This window comes from Phyllobacterium sp. TAF24, from assembly GCF_052113785.1.
Classification (GTDB): domain Bacteria; phylum Pseudomonadota; class Alphaproteobacteria; order Rhizobiales; family Rhizobiaceae; genus Phyllobacterium.
Map to the genome: position 1 here is coordinate 14,129 of NZ_JBFRDN010000012.1, position 20,935 is coordinate 35,063.

Annotated in this window: 15 protein-coding genes; 9 read left to right on the plus strand and 6 right to left on the minus strand. The window is 55.3% G+C overall.

Annotation, left to right across the window (positions count from 1 at the left end):
- Window positions 1-91 precede the first annotated feature (91 nt).
- The 7 genes from AB4Y96_RS12385 to AB4Y96_RS12415 all read left to right on the plus strand — a co-directional run bounded on the left by AB4Y96_RS12385 (window position 92) and on the right by AB4Y96_RS12415 (window position 9,682).
- The gene (locus AB4Y96_RS12385) at window positions 92-1,291 is read left to right on the plus strand and encodes a 2-aminoethylphosphonate--pyruvate transaminase (RefSeq protein ID WP_441917662.1); all 1,200 of its coding nucleotides are present in this window, start codon (window positions 92-94) and stop codon (window positions 1,289-1,291) included.
- Window positions 1,292-1,318: 27 nt separating this feature from the next.
- Entirely contained in the window at window positions 1,319-2,575 is a 1,257-nt protein-coding gene (gene phnA, locus AB4Y96_RS12390; RefSeq protein ID WP_441917664.1) for a phosphonoacetate hydrolase, read from the plus strand.
- 18 nt (window positions 2,576-2,593) lie between these two features.
- Window positions 2,594-4,051 carry a phosphonoacetaldehyde dehydrogenase gene (gene phnY / locus AB4Y96_RS12395; protein ID WP_441917666.1) on the plus strand — a complete coding sequence of 486 codons (1,458 nt, stop codon included), beginning with the start codon at window positions 2,594-2,596 and terminating at the stop codon, window positions 4,049-4,051.
- A 272-nt stretch (window positions 4,052-4,323) separates the two neighbouring features.
- Window positions 4,324-5,346, plus strand: coding sequence for a putative 2-aminoethylphosphonate ABC transporter substrate-binding protein (locus tag AB4Y96_RS12400; RefSeq protein ID WP_091886570.1), 1,023 nt, complete (start codon window positions 4,324-4,326; stop codon window positions 5,344-5,346).
- A 69-nt stretch (window positions 5,347-5,415) separates the two neighbouring features.
- Complete coding sequence (locus tag AB4Y96_RS12405) at window positions 5,416-6,585, plus strand: putative 2-aminoethylphosphonate ABC transporter ATP-binding protein (protein ID WP_441917668.1); 1,170 nt, start codon at window positions 5,416-5,418, stop codon at window positions 6,583-6,585.
- A complete protein-coding gene (locus AB4Y96_RS12410) occupies window positions 6,569-8,584 on the plus strand; it encodes a putative 2-aminoethylphosphonate ABC transporter permease subunit (protein WP_441917670.1) in 2,016 nt (671 codons plus the stop codon). Before AB4Y96_RS12405 ends, AB4Y96_RS12410 begins: the two co-directional genes overlap by 17 nt.
- Window positions 8,585-8,695: 111 nt before the next feature.
- The gene (locus AB4Y96_RS12415; RefSeq protein WP_441917672.1) at window positions 8,696-9,682 is read left to right on the plus strand and encodes a bifunctional helix-turn-helix transcriptional regulator/GNAT family N-acetyltransferase; all 987 of its coding nucleotides are present in this window, start codon (window positions 8,696-8,698) and stop codon (window positions 9,680-9,682) included.
- A 227-nt stretch (window positions 9,683-9,909) separates the two neighbouring features.
- Here AB4Y96_RS12415 and AB4Y96_RS12420 read toward each other — a convergent pair whose 3' ends face one another.
- The gene (locus tag AB4Y96_RS12420; protein ID WP_441917674.1) at window positions 9,910-10,281 is read right to left on the minus strand and encodes a DUF3592 domain-containing protein; all 372 of its coding nucleotides are present in this window, start codon (window positions 10,279-10,281) and stop codon (window positions 9,910-9,912) included.
- A 345-nt stretch (window positions 10,282-10,626) separates the two neighbouring features.
- Between AB4Y96_RS12420 and AB4Y96_RS12425 the strand changes: the two genes are divergently transcribed.
- Window positions 10,627-11,646 carry a hypothetical protein gene (locus tag AB4Y96_RS12425; protein WP_441917676.1) on the plus strand — a complete coding sequence of 340 codons (1,020 nt, stop codon included), beginning with the start codon at window positions 10,627-10,629 and terminating at the stop codon, window positions 11,644-11,646.
- Window positions 11,643-12,461, plus strand: a complete 819-nt coding sequence (locus AB4Y96_RS12430; protein ID WP_441917678.1) for a hypothetical protein — start codon at window positions 11,643-11,645, stop codon at window positions 12,459-12,461. Before AB4Y96_RS12425 ends, AB4Y96_RS12430 begins: the two co-directional genes overlap by 4 nt.
- A 57-nt stretch (window positions 12,462-12,518) precedes the next feature.
- On the opposite strand, the gene tagF is transcribed toward AB4Y96_RS12430, so the two are convergent.
- The 5 genes from tagF to tssJ form a co-directional block, all read right to left on the minus strand.
- On the minus strand, window positions 12,519-13,916 hold the full coding sequence (tagF, locus tag AB4Y96_RS12435; protein ID WP_441917680.1) for a type VI secretion system-associated protein TagF: 1,398 nt from the start codon (window positions 13,914-13,916) through the stop codon (window positions 12,519-12,521).
- Window positions 13,917-13,996: 80 nt separating this feature from the next.
- Window positions 13,997-17,575, minus strand: a complete 3,579-nt coding sequence (tssM, locus tag AB4Y96_RS12440) for a type VI secretion system membrane subunit TssM (protein WP_441917682.1) — start codon at window positions 17,573-17,575, stop codon at window positions 13,997-13,999.
- Window positions 17,572-18,951: a type VI secretion system protein TssL, long form gene (gene tssL / locus AB4Y96_RS12445; protein ID WP_441917684.1), complete on the minus strand. Its 1,380-nt coding sequence runs from the start codon at window positions 18,949-18,951 to the stop codon at window positions 17,572-17,574. The genes tssM and tssL overlap by 4 nt, the downstream gene beginning before the upstream one ends.
- Before the next feature lie 4 nt (window positions 18,952-18,955).
- Window positions 18,956-20,293 carry a type VI secretion system baseplate subunit TssK gene (tssK, locus tag AB4Y96_RS12450; protein ID WP_441917686.1) on the minus strand — a complete coding sequence of 446 codons (1,338 nt, stop codon included), beginning with the start codon at window positions 20,291-20,293 and terminating at the stop codon, window positions 18,956-18,958.
- A gap of 18 nt (window positions 20,294-20,311) precedes the next feature.
- On the minus strand, window positions 20,312-20,830 hold the full coding sequence (gene tssJ, locus AB4Y96_RS12455; protein ID WP_441917688.1) for a type VI secretion system lipoprotein TssJ: 519 nt from the start codon (window positions 20,828-20,830) through the stop codon (window positions 20,312-20,314).
- Between the last annotated feature and the right edge of the window lie 105 nt (window positions 20,831-20,935).

The window sequence follows — 20,935 nt, forward strand, 5'->3', positions numbered from 1 at the left end:
AGATCAATACAAAATAACGATTTTACATATATATCGCACGCGTGTGAAATGGCGGGCAAGAGCAGACCATGCCAGTCAGGAGGAAATGACAATGTTGGCCGGAAACCAGATTGTGACAGCGCCATTCGATGAACCAGCGCTTGGTGAACCCTATCTCCTGACACCCGGTCCTCTCACTACATCCTATGCGGTCAAGCAGGCGATGCTGCGCGACTGGGGTTCATGGGATGGTGATTTCCGCGCCATGACTGCCGAGCTTCGCCGCCATCTTCTCTCCCTGACAGGCGATACAAAGGACGAATTCGATTGCGTGCCGATGCAGGGCAGCGGCACCTTTGCCGTTGAGGCGATGCTGGGCAGCCTTCTGCCGCGTGACAGCAAAACACTGGTTCTTGTAAACGGCGCTTATGGTCAGCGCATCGTGCAGACGCTTGACTATCTTGGCCGAGCCCATTCGGTCATCGACAAGGGCGATTATATGCCACCACGCGGGTTGGAAGTTGCCGCTGCGCTGGATGCTGATCCGGCGATTACCCATGTTATCATTGTCCATTGCGAGACGAGTTCAGGCATTCTCAATCCGGTGCACGAAATCTCGGAAGCGGTTTATGCCAAGGGTCGCAAATTACTGATCGACTCCATGAGTGCCTTCGGGGCCATATCGCTGGATGTGAACGAAATCCGCTATGAAGCCATGGTGTCATCGGCCAATAAATGCATCGAAGGCGTGCCGGGTTTTGGTTTCATCATTGCGCGCAAGAGCGAGCTTGAAGCCGCCAAGGGCCGCAGCCACTCGCTTAGTCTCGATGTACATGCCCAGTGGGCGCACCTCAACAAGACAGGGCAGTGGCGCTATACGCCGCCGACCCATGTGGTTGCGGCGTTTCTAGTAGCGCTGCGCCAGCATGAAATCGAAGGCGGTGTGGCCGGACGGGGCGGGCGCTATGCCCATAACCGCGATGTCGTGGTCGCCGGAATGCGTGAACTTGGGTTTGAAACGTTGCTCAAGGAGCACTGGCTTTCGCCCATCATCGTCACCTTCTTCAACCCTGCTCATCCGAACTTTGCATTCGACCGCTTCTACGGGCTGATGAAGGACAAGGGTTTCATCATTTATCCCGGCAAATTGACCGTCGTTGACAGTTTCCGTGTCGGCTGCATCGGCCGCATGGACGAGCATGTCATGCGCCGCGTGGTCAATGCGGCCGGAGAATCCCTGCGCGAGATGGGTGTCGATACCGCTGCACCTCCCGCTACTGCCATCGCTGAACGCGCCAAACTTGCGGCTTGAGCCGCTCCGTAAACAAGGAATACCCCGATGAACCAGATGTCTCCTGTCAATGTCAGCGTCAATGGCCGCAATTATGCCTGGCCGCGCGTGACGGCCATTGCAATCTGCCTTGACGGCTGCGAACCAGCCTATCTCGATGAGGCGATCAAGGCTGGTCTGATGCCCGCTCTGGTGAAGATCAAGGAAAAGGGCACGGTGCGCATGGCGCATAGTGTTATTCCAAGCTTCACCAATCCCAACAATATGTCGATTGCGACAGGACGCCCGCCGTCAGTTCACGGCATTTGCGGCAACTATCTCTATGAACGCGAAACCGGCAAGGAAGTGATGATGAACGATCCGCGCTTCCTGCGCGCACCGACCATCTTCAAGGCCTATTACGATGCTGGCGCCCGCATCGCTGTGGTGACAGCCAAGGACAAGCTGCGCGCTTTGCTTGGCCAAGGTCTGTCATTCGATGAAGATCGCGCGATTTGCTTCTCCTCGGAGAAATCAGATACGTCAACCAAAGCGGAGCACGGCATCGACAATGCGTCCGCTTGGCTGGGCAGACCGGTGCCGGAAGTCTATTCGGCTGAACTGTCGGAGTTCGTGTTTGCTGCCGGTGTCAAGCTGCTTGAGACGTTCAGACCGGATGTGATGTACCTCACCACGACCGATTATGTGCAGCACAAATATGCGCCGGGGGTTCCTGAGGCCAATGCCTTCTACGAAATGTTCGACAAATATCTGGCAGAGCTTGATGCGCTGGGCGCAGCTATTGTTGTCACAGCCGATCATGGCATGAAGCCCAAGCACAAGGCCGATGGATCGCCAGATGTGATCTATGTTCAGGACCTGCTTGACGAGTGGCTCGGCAAGGACGCGGCCCGTGTCATCCTCCCGATCACTGACCCATATGTGGTGCATCACGGTGCGCTTGGGTCGTTCGCCACTGCCTATCTTCCAGAGGGTGCGGATCAGGCCGATATCATGGCGCGGCTGGCAAAAATTGAAGGGATCGACGTTGTTCTGGATAATGCCGCTGCCTGCGAGCGCTTCGAACTGCCGAATGATCGCATTGGCGACATCGTTTTTCTTTCCACGGAAAACAAGACACTCGGCACCAGCGAGCACCGGCATGATCTGGCTGCGCTCAATGAGCCATTGCGCTCGCATGGCGGGCTGACGGAGCAGGTGGTTCCATTCATCGTCAATCGCAAACTGCCTGATCTGCCCAACGCGCCGGAACTGCGCAATTTTGATGCCTTCCATTATGCGGCGATGGCCGCGGCCTTGGTCTAGGCAGCGGAGAACACGATCATGGTCAAGGCAGAAGCGGAATTCAAAGTGCGGCACGAGCCGATGCGTATCGCGGGGCGGAAAGTCGATGCGGATGACGTGATCGACGTTCACTACCCCTATACCAATGCGGTGGTGGGGACTGTGCCAGCCGGCCGCGCTGAACATGCGCGGCAGGCTTTCGAGATTGCCGCCAATTATCAGCCGAAGCTGACGCGCTACGAGCGTCAGCAGATATTGTTCCGCACTGCCGAAGCGCTTGCCAGCCGCCGGGAAGAGATCGCCGATCTGATTACGCTGGAGCTTGGCATTTCCAAAGCCGATTCGCTTTATGAAGTGGGCCGCGCCTATGACGTGTTCACCCTGTCGGCGCAGATGTGCATTCAGGATGATGGCCAGATTTTCTCCTGCGATCTGACCCCGCATGGCAAGGCGCGCAAGATTTTCACCATGCGCGAACCTCTAAGGGCGATCTCGGCAATTACGCCTTTCAACCATCCGCTCAACATGGTGTCGCACAAGATTGCACCTGCCATTGCCACCAATAATTGCGTCGTCTGCAAACCGACGGAATTGACGCCGATGACAGCGCTGGTTCTGGCTGACATTCTTTACGAAGCCGGTCTTCCGCCCGAGATGTTGTCGGTTGTCACCGGCTGGCCAGCGGATATTGGCATGGAAATGATCACCAATCCGAACATTGAGCTTATCACCTTCACCGGCGGCGTGCCTGTCGGCAAGATGATTGCCAATACGGCCGGTTACAAGCGCGCCGTGCTTGAACTTGGCGGCAATGATCCCTTGATCATTCTCAACGATTTGAGTGACGATGATCTGGCCAAGGCGGCTGATCTGGCGGTTGCCGGGGCCACCAAGAATTCCGGACAACGCTGCACGGCGGTCAAACGCATTCTCTGTCAGGAAAAAGTCGCCGACCGTTTTGTGCCGCTGGTACTGGAACGGGCGAAAAAGCTGCGGTTTGGTGATCCAATGGATCGCTCAACTGATCTTGGCACGGTGGTGCACGAGAAGGCCGCCACCCTGTTCGAAGCCCGCGTGCATATGGCGGCAGAGCAGGGGGCGGATATTCTTTATAATCCCGGTCGTCAGGGCGCGTTGTTGCCGCCCATTGTTATCGATCATGTGCCGCACGCATCGGAACTGGTCATGGAAGAGACCTTTGGGCCGATCATTCCGATCATCCGCGCGCCTGATGATGACGACGCTTTGATTGCGCTTTCCAACTCTACTGCCTTTGGCCTTTCATCCGGTGTGTGCACCAATGATTTCCGCCGCATGCAGAAATATATTGCCGGTCTTCAGGTTGGCACGGTCAACATATGGGAAGTGCCGGGTTACCGGATCGAAATGTCGCCCTTCGGCGGGATCAAGGATTCCGGCAATGGTTACAAAGAGGGTGTATCCGAAGCCATGAAGAGCTACACGAATGTGAAAACCTATTCACTTCCCTGGTCCTGAGGGGATGCATCACGCTGCTTGAAAAAGGGAGCTTCAATGCTCCCTTTTCTCATATTGGATGGGCATTTTCAGCGTGAATCATCTTCGTCACATCATCGACTTTTCCAATGATAATATAAGATAAATAGATTTTACTTATCGATCGCCGTTCCCCACTATCGCAGTATGGACCGGGCGTGTGACCCCAAGCTGAGGCATTCTCAATTGGCGGCGGCGAACCTTTCCCAAGCAAAAAGCGCATAAGCCGACCTCAAAAGATGGGAACCAAAATCATGAACACGCACAAAGCCGCGGCGCTGGCCGCCTTTGCCTTTACGCTATTTTCATCGGCTGCCTATGCCGAGACACAGCTTACCGTCTATACCGCCTTTGAGGCGGTGGACCTGCAGCGCTATGCGGATACGTTCAACGCTGATCACCCGGATATCAAGATCAACTGGGTGCGCGATTCCACCGGTGTCATGACCGCAAAGCTGCTTGCGGAGAAGAACAATCCGCAGGCCGATGTGGTCTGGGGCGTTGCCGCATCATCGCTGCTTCTGCTGAAGGGCGAGGGGATGCTGGAGCCCTATGCACCTGCTGGTGTCGAGAAGCTCGATCCGAAATTTGTCGATAGTTCCACCCCGCCAAGCTGGGTTGGTATGGATGCCTATGTTGCCGCGCTTTGCTACAACACCGTCGAGGCCAAGAAGCTCGGACTGACGCCGCCGAAAAGCTGGAAAGACCTGACGAAGCCCGAATATAAGGGCCATATTGTCATGCCGAACCCGGCCTCTTCAGGCACCGGTTTCCTTGATGTGTCCGCATGGATGCAGATGTTCGGTGAAAAAGACGCCTGGTCCTTTATGGATGGACTGCATCAGAACATTTCCAGCTATACCCATTCCGGTTCCAAACCCTGTAAGATGGCTGGCGCTGGCGAGACGGTGATCGGGGTTTCCTTCGAATTCCCCGGCGCCAAAGCCAAGTCTGCCGGTGCTCCCATCGATATTATTTTCCCTGAGGAGGGGTCGGGTTGGGAAGCGGAAGCTGCGGCGATCATGGCCGGAACCTCCAAGATCGATGCGGCAAAAGTGTTGCTGGACTGGTCGATCAGCAAAAAGGCCAATGAGATGTACAATGTCGGCTATGCCGTCGTGGCCATGCCGGGTGTTGCAAAGCAGGTGGAAAATCTGCCCGCTGACGTTGCCTCCAAGATGATCAAGAATGATTTCGAGTGGGCGGCATCCCATCGCAATGCCATCCTCAAGGAATGGAATACGCGGTACGATTCCAAATCGGAACCAAAGAGCTAAGGGCGACTGGCAATTGAACCGGGCACCGCCTCGGCGGTGCCTTTCACCACTCCCTTGCGAGGTGCCCCGATGAGACACGAAATTCCTGCTCGTTCTGCGGCAATGCCCACTGAGGTGCACGCAATGCCATCAGCCAGTGACCCAGCCTATCTGCAGATCACGAATTTGTGGAAAGCATTTGGCGCGTTCCACGCATTGAAAGATGTCTCTCTCGATATCAATCAAGGTGAGTTCATCTGTTTCCTCGGACCATCCGGCTGCGGGAAAACCACCCTTCTGCGGGCCATTGCCGGGCTTGATCTGCAAAGCAACGGCACGCTTCGTCAGGGTGGCAGGGATATTTCCACCTTGCCGCCCTCAAAGCGTGACTACGGCATTGTCTTTCAGTCCTATGCATTGTTTCCCAATCTGACGATTGCCAGAAATATTGCTTTCGGGCTTGAGAACATCAGGCGACCACGGGCCGAAATTGACGCGCGTGTAAAAGAGCTGCTGGCACTCGTCGGGCTCTCCGATCAGGCCGACAAATATCCATCGCAACTTTCCGGTGGCCAGCAACAGCGTATCGCGCTTGCCCGGGCGATTGCGATCTCCCCCGGGCTGTTGCTGCTTGATGAACCGTTGTCAGCGCTTGACGCAAAAGTACGGGTGCATCTGCGGCATGAAATCAAGGAATTGCAGCGCAAGCTTGGTGTCACAACGATTATGGTCACGCACGATCAGGAAGAAGCGCTGTCCATGGCGGATCGTATCGTCGTTATGAACCATGGTGTCATCGAGCAGGTCGGCACGCCCACGGAAATTTACCGGCATCCCCGGACCCTTTTCGTTGCCGATTTCATCGGGGAAACCAACAAGCTGCAAGCCCGCGTGACAGGTGAAAGCAGTGTGGCATTTGGTACGGGCGAACTGCGCTGCGCGGCGCATAGTTTTGGCTCTGGCGAAGCCGTTATTGCCGCGATCCGCCCTGAAGATGTGATCCCGCATGAAATAGGTTCCAAGTCCGTCGATACGCGCAACGTGCTCGATGTTGTGATCGGCGAGATGGAGTTTCTCGGATCTTTCTGGCGCACCCGCCTGCGCGGCGAAAAGCTTGGCAATGAGGTGCTCATTGCCGATTTCTCGATCAATGCCACCCGCCGCCTTGGCTTGACAGAAGGTGGTGCATTGACTGTGGAACTACCGGCTGATCGCCTTCTGGTGTTTCCGCAGGGAGGCTATCATGGCAGCGGTCACTGATACGATGATGCCATCAGGCCGGTTGCCGCGGCAACGGCTCGACCGGGACGATATTATCAAGCGCGGTCTCATGGTCCTCATCTCGCTTTATCTGATCGTGTCATTGGCTGCGCCGCTCTATGTGATGCTGTCAAAATCCTTTTCGACATATAGCTTTGATTTGAGTACCTACGAATTTCAGGTCAGCGGTCCCTCCGGGCAATTTGGCGAAACGGTCAGCGCCGCCGCGCTTAACGACCGGCTGTTGGTGGTTCCCAAAGACAAGCTTGCAACCAATGCCGATGGCAGGCTGGCGGCGACAAGTTTCTTTCCCGAGTTCAGTTTTCGCAGTCCGGTCAAATACCGGATACGCGGAACAACCGATGGCACGGTCTATTTGATCGGATCGGACATGCATCGTGGCACCGCATGGCAGGAAGTGGATTCCAACACGTTCCGGCGCGTCATGCTGCGATCCACAGCGTCTACGGGGCTTGATAATTATGTCAGCTATTTCTCGACGCCGTCACTGTTCCGCTCGATCGAGAATTCGCTGTTCATCGCTGTTATCAGCACTGTTCTGACCGTCTCTATTGCCTTCGGTTTTGCCTATGCGATCAGCCGGAGTTGCATGCGATTCAAAGGCACATTCCGCATGATCGCGATGGCGCCCATTCTCGTCCCATCGCTCTTGCCCGGCATTGCGCTGATCTACCTCTTCGGCAATCAGGGAATGATCCGGGATGTTCTTTTCGGCGCATCGATTTATGGACCGCTCGGGATCATCGTCGGTTCGGTATTTTTCACTTTCCCCCATGCATTGATCATTATTTCGACAGCGCTCGCCATTTCCGATCAGCGTCATTACGAAGCCGCTGCATCCTTGCGCGCCAGCCGTTGGCGCACCTTCTGGGTTGTCACTGTACCCGGTGCTCGCTACGGGCTGATTTCTGCAGCATTTGTGGTCTTTACGCTTGTGATCACCGACTTTGGCCTGCCGAAAGTAATCGGTGGTCAATACAATGTGCTTGCCGTCGATATTTATAAACAGGTCATCGGTCAGCAGAACTTTGAAATGGGTGCGGTTGTCTCGGTGATCCTGCTTGTGCCGGCGCTCGCAGCCTTTGTGGTTGACCGGCTGGTGCAAAAGAAACAGGTGGCATTGCTTTCCGCCCGCTCCGTGCCCTACGAGCCCAAACCGAACCGGCGGTTCGATATGCTGTGTCTTGCATGGTGTAGCCTCGTGGCAGCTTTCATTATCGGTATCATGCTGGTCTGCCAAATGGCGGCGCTGGTGAAATTCTGGCCCTATGATCTCAGTCTCAGCCTGAAGAATTTCGCCTTCAATCATATGGATGGCGGCGGATGGGGTTCATATAAAAACTCGATCCAGCTGGCAGCTTTGACAGCCATATTCGGCACGATCATTGTTTTCACCGGCGCTTATATGGTGGAAAAGACGGAAGGGTTCCAGAAGGGCAGGGCTCTGTTTCATTTTCTGGCGATGTTGCCGATGGCTGTGCCGGGTCTGGTTCTCGGTCTTGCCTATATTTTCTTCTTCAACAACCCGGCCAATCCACTCCATTCCATCTATGGCACCATGGCCATTCTGGTCGTTTGTACCATCACGCACTTCTACACCGTCGGTCATCTCACGGCTTTGACGGCGCTCAAACAGATCGATCAGGAGTTTGAATCTGTTGCCGCTTCCCTGAAGCAGCCCTTCTACAAATTATTCGCGCGTGTCACCGTGCCGGTTTGTCTTCCAGCTATTCTCGACATCTCGATCTACCTCTTCGTCAACGCCATGACGACGGTTTCTGCCGTGGTTTTCATCTATTCGGCGGATACGGCGCTTGCCTCCGTTGCCGTGCTGAATATGGATGACGCCGGGGACATCGCGCCAGCGGCGGCTATGGGCATGATGATCTTCTACACCAATCTTCTGGCGCGCCTTGTTCACGCAGGTTTGTCGCGGACAGTGCTTGCCCGAACGCAGGCGTGGCGCAGGCGCGGCTGACTGTTTTCAATTCACTGCATCGGTTGTTGAGAAAATTCTTGTTCACCTGTTGTCAAAACGTCAACGCAGGTCCATATTGTTGTATGATACAACTATATGGATTTGTCTTGAATGACCAAGCTTGATGACACCGTGACACCGATCCGTGATGCATCGCGCAGGCTCGTGCGCGAACTGGGTTTCATGAAGCCCACTCTTGCTGGAACCGAGTTTTCAGCTTCCGCTGTCCATACGTTGATTGAAATTGGCGGCAGGGGTTCGTTGACATCAGGTGAACTGAGTGACGTTCTCAATCTGGAAAAGTCCAGTGTGAGCCGGCTCGTGCGCAAACTTGTGGATGCAGGCGAGCTGATGGAAAGCGTAAGTGATGCTGACAGCCGCATAAAACCTTTGTCGCTCACCGCGAAAGGGCGGCAGACTTTGGCGGCGATCGACACTTTCGCGCAAGAGCAAGTCAATGCTGCGCTGAGCAATCTGTCCCCGGATAGCCATGCGACAGTTCGGGATGGGCTTGCATTCTATGCCAATGCATTGGAATCCAGTCGAACGGGTGTCAAGTCATTGGTGGCTCATCCGATCACCATTGAGACCGGCTATCGTCCGGGCGTGATTGGCCGCGCCGCCGAAATGCACGGGCGATATTACGCACGCACGGTCGGCTTCGGGCAATTCTTCGAAAGCAAGGTTGCGTCAGGATTGGCAGAATTCTCCGGACGCCTTGATAGATCGTCTAATCAATTATGGACCGCAATTGAGGCAGGCAATATCGTCGGTACTGTTGCAATCGACGGTGAAGACCTTGGAGGCGATTGTGCGCATTTGCGATGGTTCATCGTGGAAGATGGACGACGCGGCAGCGGTGTAGGACGCCGATTGCTTGGTGAAGCAGTTTCCTTTTGTGACCGGGAAGGATTTGCCGAAATCCAGCTCTGGACGTTCAAGGGATTGGATGCAGCACGGCGGCTTTATGAGGCGTTTGGTTTCGAACTTGAAGAGGAATATGTAGGTCTGCAATGGGGCGGCGAAGTCACCGAACAGCGGTTCGTTCGCCGAGCAAAGGCAGTTCAATCCACCGGGCAGACGGCTGGTGCCAGATGAATGAGCCCGCCCCGCTGCCGGATCGTTTTGCGAGCGCAGCGGATGCGACGAGTGAGGGGGCTGAGTGCGATAAAGTCTGGGACAATATTCCTGCTCGCGGCCAGGGGAATGCGGCATTATCAATAACGCCTGAGATGGTGGATCAGTATCGTTTGCATGCGCGGGTGATGCGCAACGCTGCCATACGCACGGCTATCGCGACCGCCACCCGCTCATTTATTGGATTATCAGGACAGCAGGTTCGACAAACCGGTAAAGACAAACCCCACTCCCAAACCCGCAAGCAGGATGGTCAATGACCAGATCGCGCCAAATTGATTGAGCGTGGCACTTTGCTTGGGGCTGTCTGCGAGATAGCGGACCTCCACATGATCTCCGACTTTCGCGCTGAAAACCAGTCCGCCCTGCGGGTAGGAAATCTGCTCCCCATTTCGGGTGACGAAGGCAATCTGCGGATGACTTCCGCCTGCATTGAGTGCGACGACATCGGCGGGAACCACAATGCTGGACCTGATGAAACGGAGCGTCATTCCCGTTGATATTGCGGCAGCAACCAAAAATGCTACCCCGATTATCGTGATAATAGTCATTTTGGTCATGAACGCCCCTTCAGTCGGCCAAGCCGGAAATCATAGTGCGCAGAATGCCACCTTTTCAAGATGGCGCGTGGCAATCAGAGTATATCCAAAAGGAAGCACTCTTCTGTCCAAGTCAGAATTAGTTTGCAACTCTCCCAAAGTGTCACAGCTTTGTAGTCAAAACATGTTGACTTCTTCACTCCGGACGGCAAGTCTTTTTCAGCCTTCAAAAGGCCGGGGGGAACGCAGATGATCGGCACGCGATACGTAATTAAATCTGGTGATACATTGTGGTCTATTGCTCGCGACCAGTTAGGTGGCGGTGGGCAGTGGCCCCGGATCTGGCGTTATAACAACCGACGTGAAGTGGTTCGCAGTACGGGTCATGGCATACCTGATCCTGATCTCATTCATGCCGGGCGCACCATTCTTATTCCGGTTCTGCCAAGCCAACGACCTGTGCGGACTGCTGACACGCGAACCGCGCCTGCACATCCCGTATTGCCATCAACGCCGCCTGTTCCAACGCCTAAGAGCCCAAGGCATTCATCACCGACCACTCCATCACCGGCCGCGCCCTCATCGGCTGATGGTGGAAATCTGAAGAGCACGTTGAAGGATATCAAACTGCCAGCGGCTCTTAAATATACATTGAAACAGCAACAAACGCTTGAGACGCCCACTGCGACAGTTGAGTTTCAACTGACCGGTGATGTTTTTCTGATGGCCAGTACAAATGCGGCGCTTAGTTACAACATCAGTGATCAGAAAACCGAACTCAAGATGACATCCACGATGCATCACGCTTTCGGTGAACTCGTCAGTGATAACCGTTTCATTTTTGACCCGAAGAAAAATGAATGCACTGTGCGCTCGATGCTTGTCAGCCAGAGCAATTCGCCCGGTGTATCGACTGTCGCCACGGCGGTTGGTTTCGAATTGAGCCCGCTCAATMCAGTCCCCAAATTGCGCTTTGAATTGAGGTTGCCGAAACTTACCGGCCGCATCAACGGCTTTCTTTACACCGCTGTTGACGTCAAGTTTGTCATCCTCGTCACGCCGAAGCCCCAGCCGCCTACGGGACCTTCACCACGCATGTTGCCATTGCCGTCACCTGTTCCGCAGGCCCGACCCGAATCCGGTACGAACTGGGGGAAAGTGATCGGCGTTGGCCTGATCACCGCAGCCGGGGTGATTGTCGTGGCCACGGTTGTAGAGGATTTCTTTACAGCTGGCGCGGGCATTGCCGATGATCCAGCATCGTTTGCCGCCGCCGCCGCTTTATTTACGCGTGGTCTGGCTGGCTTTTCCCGAGCAACAGCGGTGCTTCCTGCCGTTGCGCCCGCCAGCTTTGTGATGCGCAACTCCTTCGAGCTTGCGCATTGAGACTCTCTCGCCGTGTCGTTCTGGTCGCCGCTTTGGCGATGGCGGGTGGTGGGGTCTATCTGCTCAACAGGCCGGCCGGCGGCGAGAATGATGATCTTGAAGGCTTTGCACGCAAGCTTGGCGAGCAGCAGGGATTGACCATTGGTTTTGGCGATCCCAATACCTTTTTTATGCCTCCCTATATTGCTGCCGATGCGCAGATACAGGGTGTTGCCTTTGAACCCGTTGATCGCGCTATGGTCGCTGCGTCATTGAAAGGCCTTGCCAAGGCTTTTGAGGCCTATCCGGAAAAGTGCCTTGGCCGGATTATCAAGGCGATTTTTATTGCGGGAAAGATTGTTATCAACGGTGCGGAGGTTGGCGGTACCTATGGCCAGGATTGGATATTCGTCGCATCGCCGCGCAATCTTCCTGATGAAACGCGCCAGCTTACCGCCGAACTCGATGTCCATCACGAGACAAGCTCATTCGTGTGGTGGCGAAATTCGCCGCTTCAAGCTGCTTTCAAAGCACAGGAGCCAGCTGATTGGCGATTTGAGACCGCCGCCGCTGAGCAGGTTGCGCGCGGTCAGGGCGCTAATCCACCTATAGAAACGGGCTTCTTGTCGGCTTACGGGGCGACAACGGCGGAGAATGATTTCAATACCTATGCCGAGGTCATTTTTTCTGATCCAGCGCGCATGAAGGATATGGCCAGCAAAGTGCCTTTGGTCGCGAAAAAGCTCAATCTTGTCCTCAAGGCGTATATGGAAATTGATCCGCGCCTTCACGAGACCTTTTCAAGGATGGGCTTGCTTGAGATAGCGGCTGACTAGTAGCGCTGTGACGTGCAAATGATCCGGTTCTAATATCTGCTTGGTCTGTGCGATGCTCTAATCGACGGCCATGGCCACAACCGTGAGATTATCTTGCGCGCCATTGATCAGGCTGTCGTCAACGAGCCTGTCAATGATGGCCTCAACTCGATTGGTGCTGAAAAAGCTTGCAACACTGTTTTCGAGCGCCGCCTGCGCAATATTTGCTGTCATTAGAAGAAAGCGGTCTCCGGGCTCAAGATCGCCTGTGATCATGACCGATGTTGCACGCAATTGCAGTTTGAGTGTCGAGCTGGAGCGTTTGCTAAGGGCGGTGTCCGTCAGTTCCGTAAACGTGCCATCGCGCAGCAAAAGGCAATGCACGTTTCCCTGTACAAGCAGGCCGAACCTGTTCTGACGGAAGACAAGGCTCAGCGAACCAGCCTGTAATGCAAGCCCCGCTACGGCAATGTCGAGACGTTCCGTCAAGGCGCGCTTGGCTCCTTCAAGGCGCTCCGCCAAAAGCTCAAGTGCATCTTCGACATTGTCGGGCAACGGGATGCTGTCGAGCGAGGCGAGCAGAAAGCGCGAAATGGTGGCGCTGCGGCTCAGGCCAAATGTGCCATCGGCGACGGATATGAGACCTTTATCAAGTTTGAAGACAAAACTCTCCGTGTTCTGCTCGGCAAGCGTGCCACGATGGGAGCGACCAGCTACAGAAATATTTCCAACGGTTTGAGCTTCAGAAAACATACCGTTATTGTGCAGGGACTGGCCGCTCTGCCGTGCCCGGGCAAATTCATCATTGAAAGCAGACGATGCCGTGTCGTCCTTGAAGAACGATGCGAAGGCCGTCACAGCAGGCCAACCGGGGTATAAGGACATACCCGGCTTGCGGCGGTCCGACCCCGATGTCCACCACACCGATTGCGGTTTGGATTTTCTTCCAGCCAAAGCAGCCGCCAAGGGCGCAAAAGCTCCCGCGTCCGCTGACGGTTCACCCAGCGGGTTCAGGTTTGCAGGAAGAACCTCAAGATCAAACGCTTTCTTTGCCAGTTGATGATCAAAATAATCGATATCAAATTCGTCTTCCAGAACACTCAGCAAAACGTCTTCCAGCGAGTGCAGCCATTCATCGGCACGAGCAATGGATACGACAGAAAGGGGAAAGTCCGGTATCTGAGCGGCAACAAGAAAAGGGAAATAGCGCCCGGCCTTGTCCACACTCGGAATCATCATGCCGACAACAGGGTAAGGGCCGCAAATGCTGGCTTCAAGGTAGAAGCGCCAGATCGGAGCGTTGAGATAGAGGTCCATCCACTCATCCGCCAACATCTCGCGACTCGACTGAAGCGCGGGTTGCAGCCATTGGTCGAGTTGCAAGCGGACATCCCGGTCGAGCCGCCGGCTGATGAAATCCCCTTTTGACGGTACCTTGCCGAAATAACCGGCCAGAACCGTATCTCTTGCTTGCATCGGGTTCATCCCTTCCGGTCGTATGTCCAACGGTGACGGATGCTATCCTGTTGCTGCGATGGTTCCTTGAAATTCATGTCTTAAAGCCCTTCAGGGCAACGGAACGAGCGCAGTGCCTTCAAAGCGAACGGATTGAGCACGGAACCAACCCGAACATCAAAGCTTGCGGTACGGCTGCCCATGCGGAACGAGGCAGTAAACTGATCCTCGCTTGATACTTTTTTCTGGGCAAGGTCGAACAGCCGGAACATCGCCCAAGGTCCCGTCTTGCTGACGCTTGAATTTGGGCCTGGTGGATTGAAGGCGATGCGGGCGGAACGATTGCCTTGGCCGGGCCACTTGAATGATTTGGTCTGAACTGGCCCGTGATCATAATTGATCGCTTCACCGTTGATATCGAGCGCTACGGAGGTCGAATTGCTGTCGAGATCATTGGGTGTGATATCGAGATCAAGGCTCAGGTCGTTGCCGCCTTTTGAGAAAAAAGCTGTTTGAATGGTTTGGGCATTCTCAAACTGCACAAGGGCGTCGCTCGCAATCGCTTCAGCACCATTCATACCGACCAGACGCCACGGTGTTTGCGAAACATCGACAAATGGCTTGAGCTGAAACTGGAAGAACGTTGCAAAATCACCAGATGGGCTAAACATCCGGATAAAGTCATTGATGGCAACGTCATTATTGGCATTCGGATCAAAGGGATAACGTCCTGCAATGGCGAGCTTGCAGAAGCGTCCGCTGTTGCTCTGCCACAAATCAGAAATGGACCGTCGTGCTCCCGTTGCAGATAATCGGGCGATGTCGGTGGCAAGACGTCCGATCCAACGGCTGACCGGCTCGGGCAAACGTTGTGCTTGTGTCACCAGCATCTGATTGGCCGATACCAGCTTGCTCTCGACGCCAAAAATCGTGTTGACCTCACCCGCATTGGTGGCAGCGCGGCTGAGTTGCAGCGATAGTTCCTCAAGAACCGGCGAAAGATCGGTAAACTGGGACTTCTGCCCTTCCGGAGGCTGGAGGGATTTGCGCAGCGCGGCATAAGGGTCAAGCATTGTGGTCTCAAAGCCGTCGGTCAAAGCCTGCATGGATTGAACGCGCTCTGCATTCACCTTGGCCAGTTCCTCGGCCGCTTTGCGTTGCGCCTCGTCAACGTCGCCTTCCTTCTGGGACGGTTTGGCGGCGGCCGCTGGCGCGGAGAACTGCTGGGGGTCCAGATTGGTTGCCTCGGCTACGGCAGTTGCAAAGGTCCGCAGTGGATTATCAGCAGACGCCAGGATTCGGACAATGTCGGCAGCCTGAATGAGATCAGGAGCCGGACGTATGCCCATGTCATTCAGCAGCGCTGCCCATCGTTGGCGATTGGCGTTGAAATATATGCGCAGGACATCGGTCTTCAGATTGTCGCTGGATTCCGCCTGCGCCTTGTCTTCACCAATGACCCAGCCCTCCTGTGCGAACTGTTCCGACATCTGGGCCAGGCGAGGCAGGAAATAGTTGAAATAGCCATCCCGGGTGAAAACCCCCGGTATGCCTTGGCGAAGATCCGTGCCACTTTCGCGGGCAAACAGGAGTTCCGCCCCCGAGCCCGCTTTGTCTACAGGCCGCCACTCCGGTAATGCCATGGCATCCGGAGAGGTAAGCAGTAGTTCGAAGAGTTGCTGCGAACGCGGAATGGCATTGATTTTTGCGCGTGCCTTCTTGATGAGATTGTCGTCAAGGCTGACCGTAATCAATGGCCGTGACAGGAGCGCACGGCTGTGTGCAAGCAGGCTTTCCCGCGCCTGCGCGCGCCCTGCACCGGGCAAGGAAGCATCGAAATTTGCCTTCAAGGTTTGTGCGGCAAACTGCTCGTCCAGCGGTCCAAGACCACCAAGCATCGCATAGAGCTTTAGCGTATCATAAAGCTGTCCGGTTGTGATCTGGGGATCATTCATCCGGTTCTGCAGATGGACAAGCAGGCGAGGGAGAAGAAAACCGTTCAGCGCCCGGGCATAGGTCGCCTGCATGCTTTCGCTTAGCTTGGCTTCCTGATCCGTGCCGAAGTGATACCAGCGACTTTTACCGGCAATGTCGTCGGTGATGGCACTGCGCAACGTGTTGAGCGGCGAGAGTATCCGGTTCAGATCATCGGTTGTGATGTCTTCGATAGCAATCGAGGTGGCTTCACGATTATAGGAGGCGATGCGCTCATTGACCGCGCTCATCGTGCTCTGATTGGTGAAATAGGCATGGGACCAGCCTGCAAAAAGCCCGCCGGCAATGATCAATGGCACAAGATAGAATATGGTGGACATGATGCGCTTGCGGCGCTGCACCTTGATATCGGTGGTAACAAGATTGGCTTCACCAAACACCACCTCATTGAACAATCGCGACAGGAAGAATGCCTTCTGCGAGACTGTGCCAGTCGTGTTGGGTTCCTGCAAAAACGAGAAACGTTCGGATGTCGAACGCCCGACCTTGTCATAAACAGCGCCGGTCTGGGTGGCCGAGACGAAATAGACACCGCGCAGGAGTGGCGCGCTGACCAGTTTGGAACTTGCCGTAAGCTCGCCGATTTGCTCGACGAGAACGCCCTTGATTGACGCAAATTGTGCAGGGAACCTGAACACACTGCTGCGTCGGAGATCATCAGGTTCCTGCTGCATGCGCTCGAGGAGTATGCGGTGCATGCGTTCGAGAAGAAGATCGACCTCGCCGGAAAAAGCTTCGGCAATCTTGCCTTTTGACTGGCTGACACCGAGAGGGAACGTAACACCGAGAACCTGTTCGCGATCGAACTTGTTGAAGTTGTCGAAAAATTCGCCGAAACCTGCAAGCATGTCCACCTTGGTGAAGATCAGATAGACGGGCAGCCGGACCTTCAGATTGTCTTCCAGATCACGCAGGCGCTGCTTGATGATTCTGATTTCCTTGAAGCGGGCCTGAGCGCTCTGGGTCAGTATGTCTTCCATACTGATGGTGACCAGCACGCCATTGATCGGCTTCAAAGGTCGATGCCGTTTGAGCAGGCCAAGGAAACTCTGCCACGCCGTGCTGTCGACAGTAACATCACTGTCCTGCGTCGTGTAGCGGCCCGCCGTGTCGATCAGCACGGCTTCATCGGTAAACCACCAGTCGCAACTGCGGGTACCGCCGACGCCTCGAATGCTGTGTTCGTCCATCTCTTCAGCAAAGGGGAACGACAGTCCGGAATTGACGAGAGCAGTCGTTTTGCCGGAGCCAGGCGCTCCGATGATCATATACCAGGGAAAATCATAGATATAGCCGAACCGCTTTTTGCTGATCGACTTCAAGCGCAGGAGAGCGTCCTTCAGGCGCTGCCTGAGCAGTGCAACTTCTTCCTTTGCTTCTGTTTCGGAATCGGTGCCATCCTCGGCAACCGCGTCGATCATTGCAGCTTCGGCACGGCGGCGGCGGACAGCCGAAACAATTGCATAGATCAGCCAGACGAGAACAACCACACCGATTGCGATGATGCGGTTGTACTGCGACTCAAGCGGGCGCCATTTGCCAAAGGCGATGCTGTCGCCATAGAACCAGATCATCACGGCGATAGCGACGACCCAGATCAATGACCAGAACCGGCCGCCCTTCAGGAAGCCCAGATAGCTCTCAATGTAGGAGCGGATCGTATAGATCCAGTTGAGGATATTCACTGTTGATTGCCTGCGCCGGTTGTCGTGTCTTTTTCAGACCGCGGATTTGCGGTGACGATAATCTCTGTTCGCCTGTTCGCGGTCTGGCCCTCTTCCGTGTCGTTGGTGTCTATGGGTTCGGATTCGCCGCGCCCCTCGAAGCGAATCTGGTTATCAGGCACATATTTGCCGATAATGGTGGCGACCGATTCGGCGCGAGCCCGGGATAGATCATAGTTCGACGGAAAGCGTACCCCGCGGATCGGACGATTGTCGGTATGGCCCACGACGAGCGCAGAGAATTTTTCGTCAGCGATGGCGCGGCCAATCCGATCAATCAGGCCCTGGAATTGCGGGTTGACGTCCGCGCTTGCCGACGCGAAAAACCCGGTATTGCGGAACCGTACGAGCACGCGATTTCCATCTCGCGCTGTGGTTAAAAGGCCGCGATCCACCTCCGGCTGGAGGAAGGTGAGGAAGTCGCGCAGCCTGTCCACCTGTTCAACCGGTTGCGGTGCCGGTTGCTCAACCTTGATTGATGGATTGCCTTGCGGCGGAGCGGCGGCCATCGCAATCATAATGCCGTCCGACTCCGTATTGAGAAGGCGCAGGATGCCCACATAGCCGAAGGCACAGAGGAGAACGAGCATTCCGAGCAGTGCTGGATAAAGGTTCTTGAACCGTGCCTTGGAGAAGCGCGCATTGATACCACGCCAATGCGGCGATACTTCCCGTTCAATGTCACCCATGGATGACTGGAGGGTACGATAGAGACTATCCCTTATCTGCGAGAGTTCGAGAGCACCGCGGGCACTGACGCGCAGCCTGCCTTTGAAACCAAGAGACAGGCAAAGATAGAGCAACAACAGGATATCGCGATTGCGACCCGGGTCCTTGTGAAAATGCTCAAGCAGTTCGAAAAAGCGTTCACCGCCCTGAACGTCGCGGTGAAATGTCGAGACAATACTGTTGCTCGCCCAATTGCTGGCGCCGCCCCAGCGTGTGCTCAGAACGACGTCATCAATGGTGGCGCAGAGGGCGTAGTGCGCCACGCGGGCATGTTGCGTGTCCACATTGGCATTTGCGACCTTACGCTCATAAGCCCGCATTTCGTCGATCACGGCCGTGCGAAGCTGTTCTGCATCAGGCTCTGCGTGAAGTCCGCGAAGGTGGTAAAGCAGGTTAAGCTGCGGGCGAGCGGCGGCGACAAGAAATGGCAACCCTTTCGGGCTGGTATCGATTGTATCCACGCCGCCTTCACGCAGCGCTGACTGGAGTGTCGTTGTTTCGTTGCCGTCAGCATCGCTCGAGCCAGCCTGTGCCGCGCGTCCACGCTCACCGCCCGGCTTGGGTTTGATGATCGTTGGCTCACTGCGCCAGAATTTATCGTCGCTCATGGCATCACGACTTTATTGCCCAGAGTTCAAATTCAATGGCCGGAAAATCACCGGCAAGATGCATTGCGATAGCGCCGGACGTGCTGAGTTGCTTCCACAAGGCGCCATCGCGGTCGAGTTCGAAATAGCTTGTTCCGGGGCGATAGGGCAATTGGCGCGGTGCAACCGGCAGCGGGCGAACCGCTATACCCGGCAGGGCGACATTGACGAGTTCTGCGATCCGTTCAACCGGGCCGACCTTGATCTGCCGGGGCAGGGTGCTGCGCAGAGCCTCCGATGGCATGTCACAACGCACCGCCAATACAAAGCCGCTGCCGACCAGAAGACTGCGATCGGTGATCGTACCGACCCGCACACCATGCTTGCGCTCATCGAGAGGAATTTCGATCGCAGACCGTTCCAGAACAGAGGAAAGCGATTCGCGCAGATCAAACAGAACCGGATCAAATGAACCGCGCAGGTCGAGATGGCGATATCCGGGAAACACCGATCCGCGACGCCGCTCTTTGGTGAATGTTGAAAGCTCACCCGCAAGCTGTGCACATAGTACATAGAGTGTCTCGGGATGCAGGGAGCTCAGATTCTCGCGATGGTGGCGAAAGACTGCCTCGTTTCGGTTAAGTACCTGAAGAAACTGGAAATCCGAGACTTCTGCCGTACCGCGGATTGATGGATCGCCCATGCGGTCGGCGATTGCTTCTGCCCTATGAGACATAATGCCCAGAAGCTCGGTAACAATATTCTCAAGCTGAAGCTGCGCTGCGCAATTGATCGATGGTGCGATAAAGGTGTCATCAAGGACAACGGATTGATCCTGCCGGACCTCGACGATCCGCGCGACAGCGATACGGTCGTATCCAGCCAGTTCTTCATCGGACAAAAGAAAACTCAAACGAAAACGACCGACGTCCAAGAGGGCCGCGATGGAGCTGCCCTCGTTCGTATCCTGCACCTCGTATTTCTGGCGCGCATAACGGACGCTGCGTCCGGGGGCGGTTTCACCACCAATTTCAGCAAGTCCCGGCTGCTGCATGGGCAGACAAAGATAGACGAAGACATTCTTCGTGCCTTCCTCCAGTCTCAATGCGGGGGGAAGGTCTACGGGGCCGGGCGCTTCGAACACGCTTCCATCGGGCATGACACCGCGCACGCTCGACAGCGCGAACATTCCATTGCCGAGGAGCTGCTCGTTGATCGTGATACGCGAAATACCCCAAGGGAATTTGACGAGTTCACGAACGACCGATTTGACAAGCCTTTCAGTCCAGCGGTCCTGCTGTTGAAAATGCTGTACCCGAAGGAACATGCCTTCCGACCAGACGACGCGATTGTCATGTTCCATCAATAAACACCGTACTGGTTAATGGCCTGCGGACGCGCTGACGGAGAGCTTGCCAACCGAAACAGTCAATCGGCTTGCGCCGGAAATCGGTGTCAGCGCACGCCAGCGTGCGTTCTCGATATCACGGAACCCGGCAATTACCCCAACATATGCACCCTCAGTGCCTGGATTGACAGTCAGTTCCGTCGACTGTCCCGGCCGCACCGAAACCGTCTTGCGTTCAACCAGATCATCTCCAAGTGCGCTACCGCCCTTCAGCTGGAAGTAATCCATGGATTGAAAGCGTCCGGGTGATTTCAAAACGAAAATCTCGACTGCTGTCGGAGTAGGCGAGCCTGACGGCGAAGGATTTGCGGTTGCGCTGGCCGACACGGTCGTCGAAATGGGGTCCTGATATTTGGGCCCGCTTGCTTCGGGGGTGGATGTGCAGGCTGCCAGAAATAGGCCCATCCCTATGGTTGCTGCCTGAAAAACACAGCGTTGAAACATCGAGTGACTACGGAAATTTGCGAGTGCCTCAAGCGCTTCAAAACGCATACTAATCTCCCAATGCTTTATAGTTGGACATTTGCCCAATCCAAGGTTGTGAACCTGCTGTAACTTGCAGATAACACAGCATCACGTCAACGTAATCTTGATCGT

What these genes read in the sequence shown, in the direction of transcription:
- AB4Y96_RS12400 (WP_091886570.1), top strand. Translation starts at nt 4,324, where the DNA reads ATGAACACGCACAAAGCCGCGGCGCTGGCCGCCTTTGCCTTTACGCTA.
- AB4Y96_RS12415 (WP_441917672.1), top strand. Translation starts at nt 8,696, where the DNA reads ATGACCAAGCTTGATGACACCGTGACACCGATCCGTGATGCATCGCGC.
- phnY (WP_441917666.1), top strand. Translation starts at nt 2,594, where the DNA reads ATGGTCAAGGCAGAAGCGGAATTCAAAGTGCGGCACGAGCCGATGCGT.
- AB4Y96_RS12405 (WP_441917668.1), top strand. Translation starts at nt 5,416, where the DNA reads ATGAGACACGAAATTCCTGCTCGTTCTGCGGCAATGCCCACTGAGGTG.
- phnA (WP_441917664.1), top strand. Translation starts at nt 1,319, where the DNA reads ATGAACCAGATGTCTCCTGTCAATGTCAGCGTCAATGGCCGCAATTAT.
- tssK (WP_441917686.1), bottom strand. Translation starts at nt 20,293, where the DNA reads ATGGAACATGACAATCGCGTCGTCTGGTCGGAAGGCATGTTCCTTCGG.
- tssJ (WP_441917688.1), bottom strand. Translation starts at nt 20,830, where the DNA reads ATGCGTTTTGAAGCGCTTGAGGCACTCGCAAATTTCCGTAGTCACTCG.
- AB4Y96_RS12385 (WP_441917662.1), top strand. Translation starts at nt 92, where the DNA reads ATGTTGGCCGGAAACCAGATTGTGACAGCGCCATTCGATGAACCAGCG.
- tssL (WP_441917684.1), bottom strand. Translation starts at nt 18,951, where the DNA reads ATGAGCGACGATAAATTCTGGCGCAGTGAGCCAACGATCATCAAACCC.
- tagF (WP_441917680.1), bottom strand. Translation starts at nt 13,916, where the DNA reads ATGCAAGCAAGAGATACGGTTCTGGCCGGTTATTTCGGCAAGGTACCG.
- AB4Y96_RS12420 (WP_441917674.1), bottom strand. Translation starts at nt 10,281, where the DNA reads ATGACCAAAATGACTATTATCACGATAATCGGGGTAGCATTTTTGGTT.
- AB4Y96_RS12410 (WP_441917670.1), top strand. Translation starts at nt 6,569, where the DNA reads ATGGCAGCGGTCACTGATACGATGATGCCATCAGGCCGGTTGCCGCGG.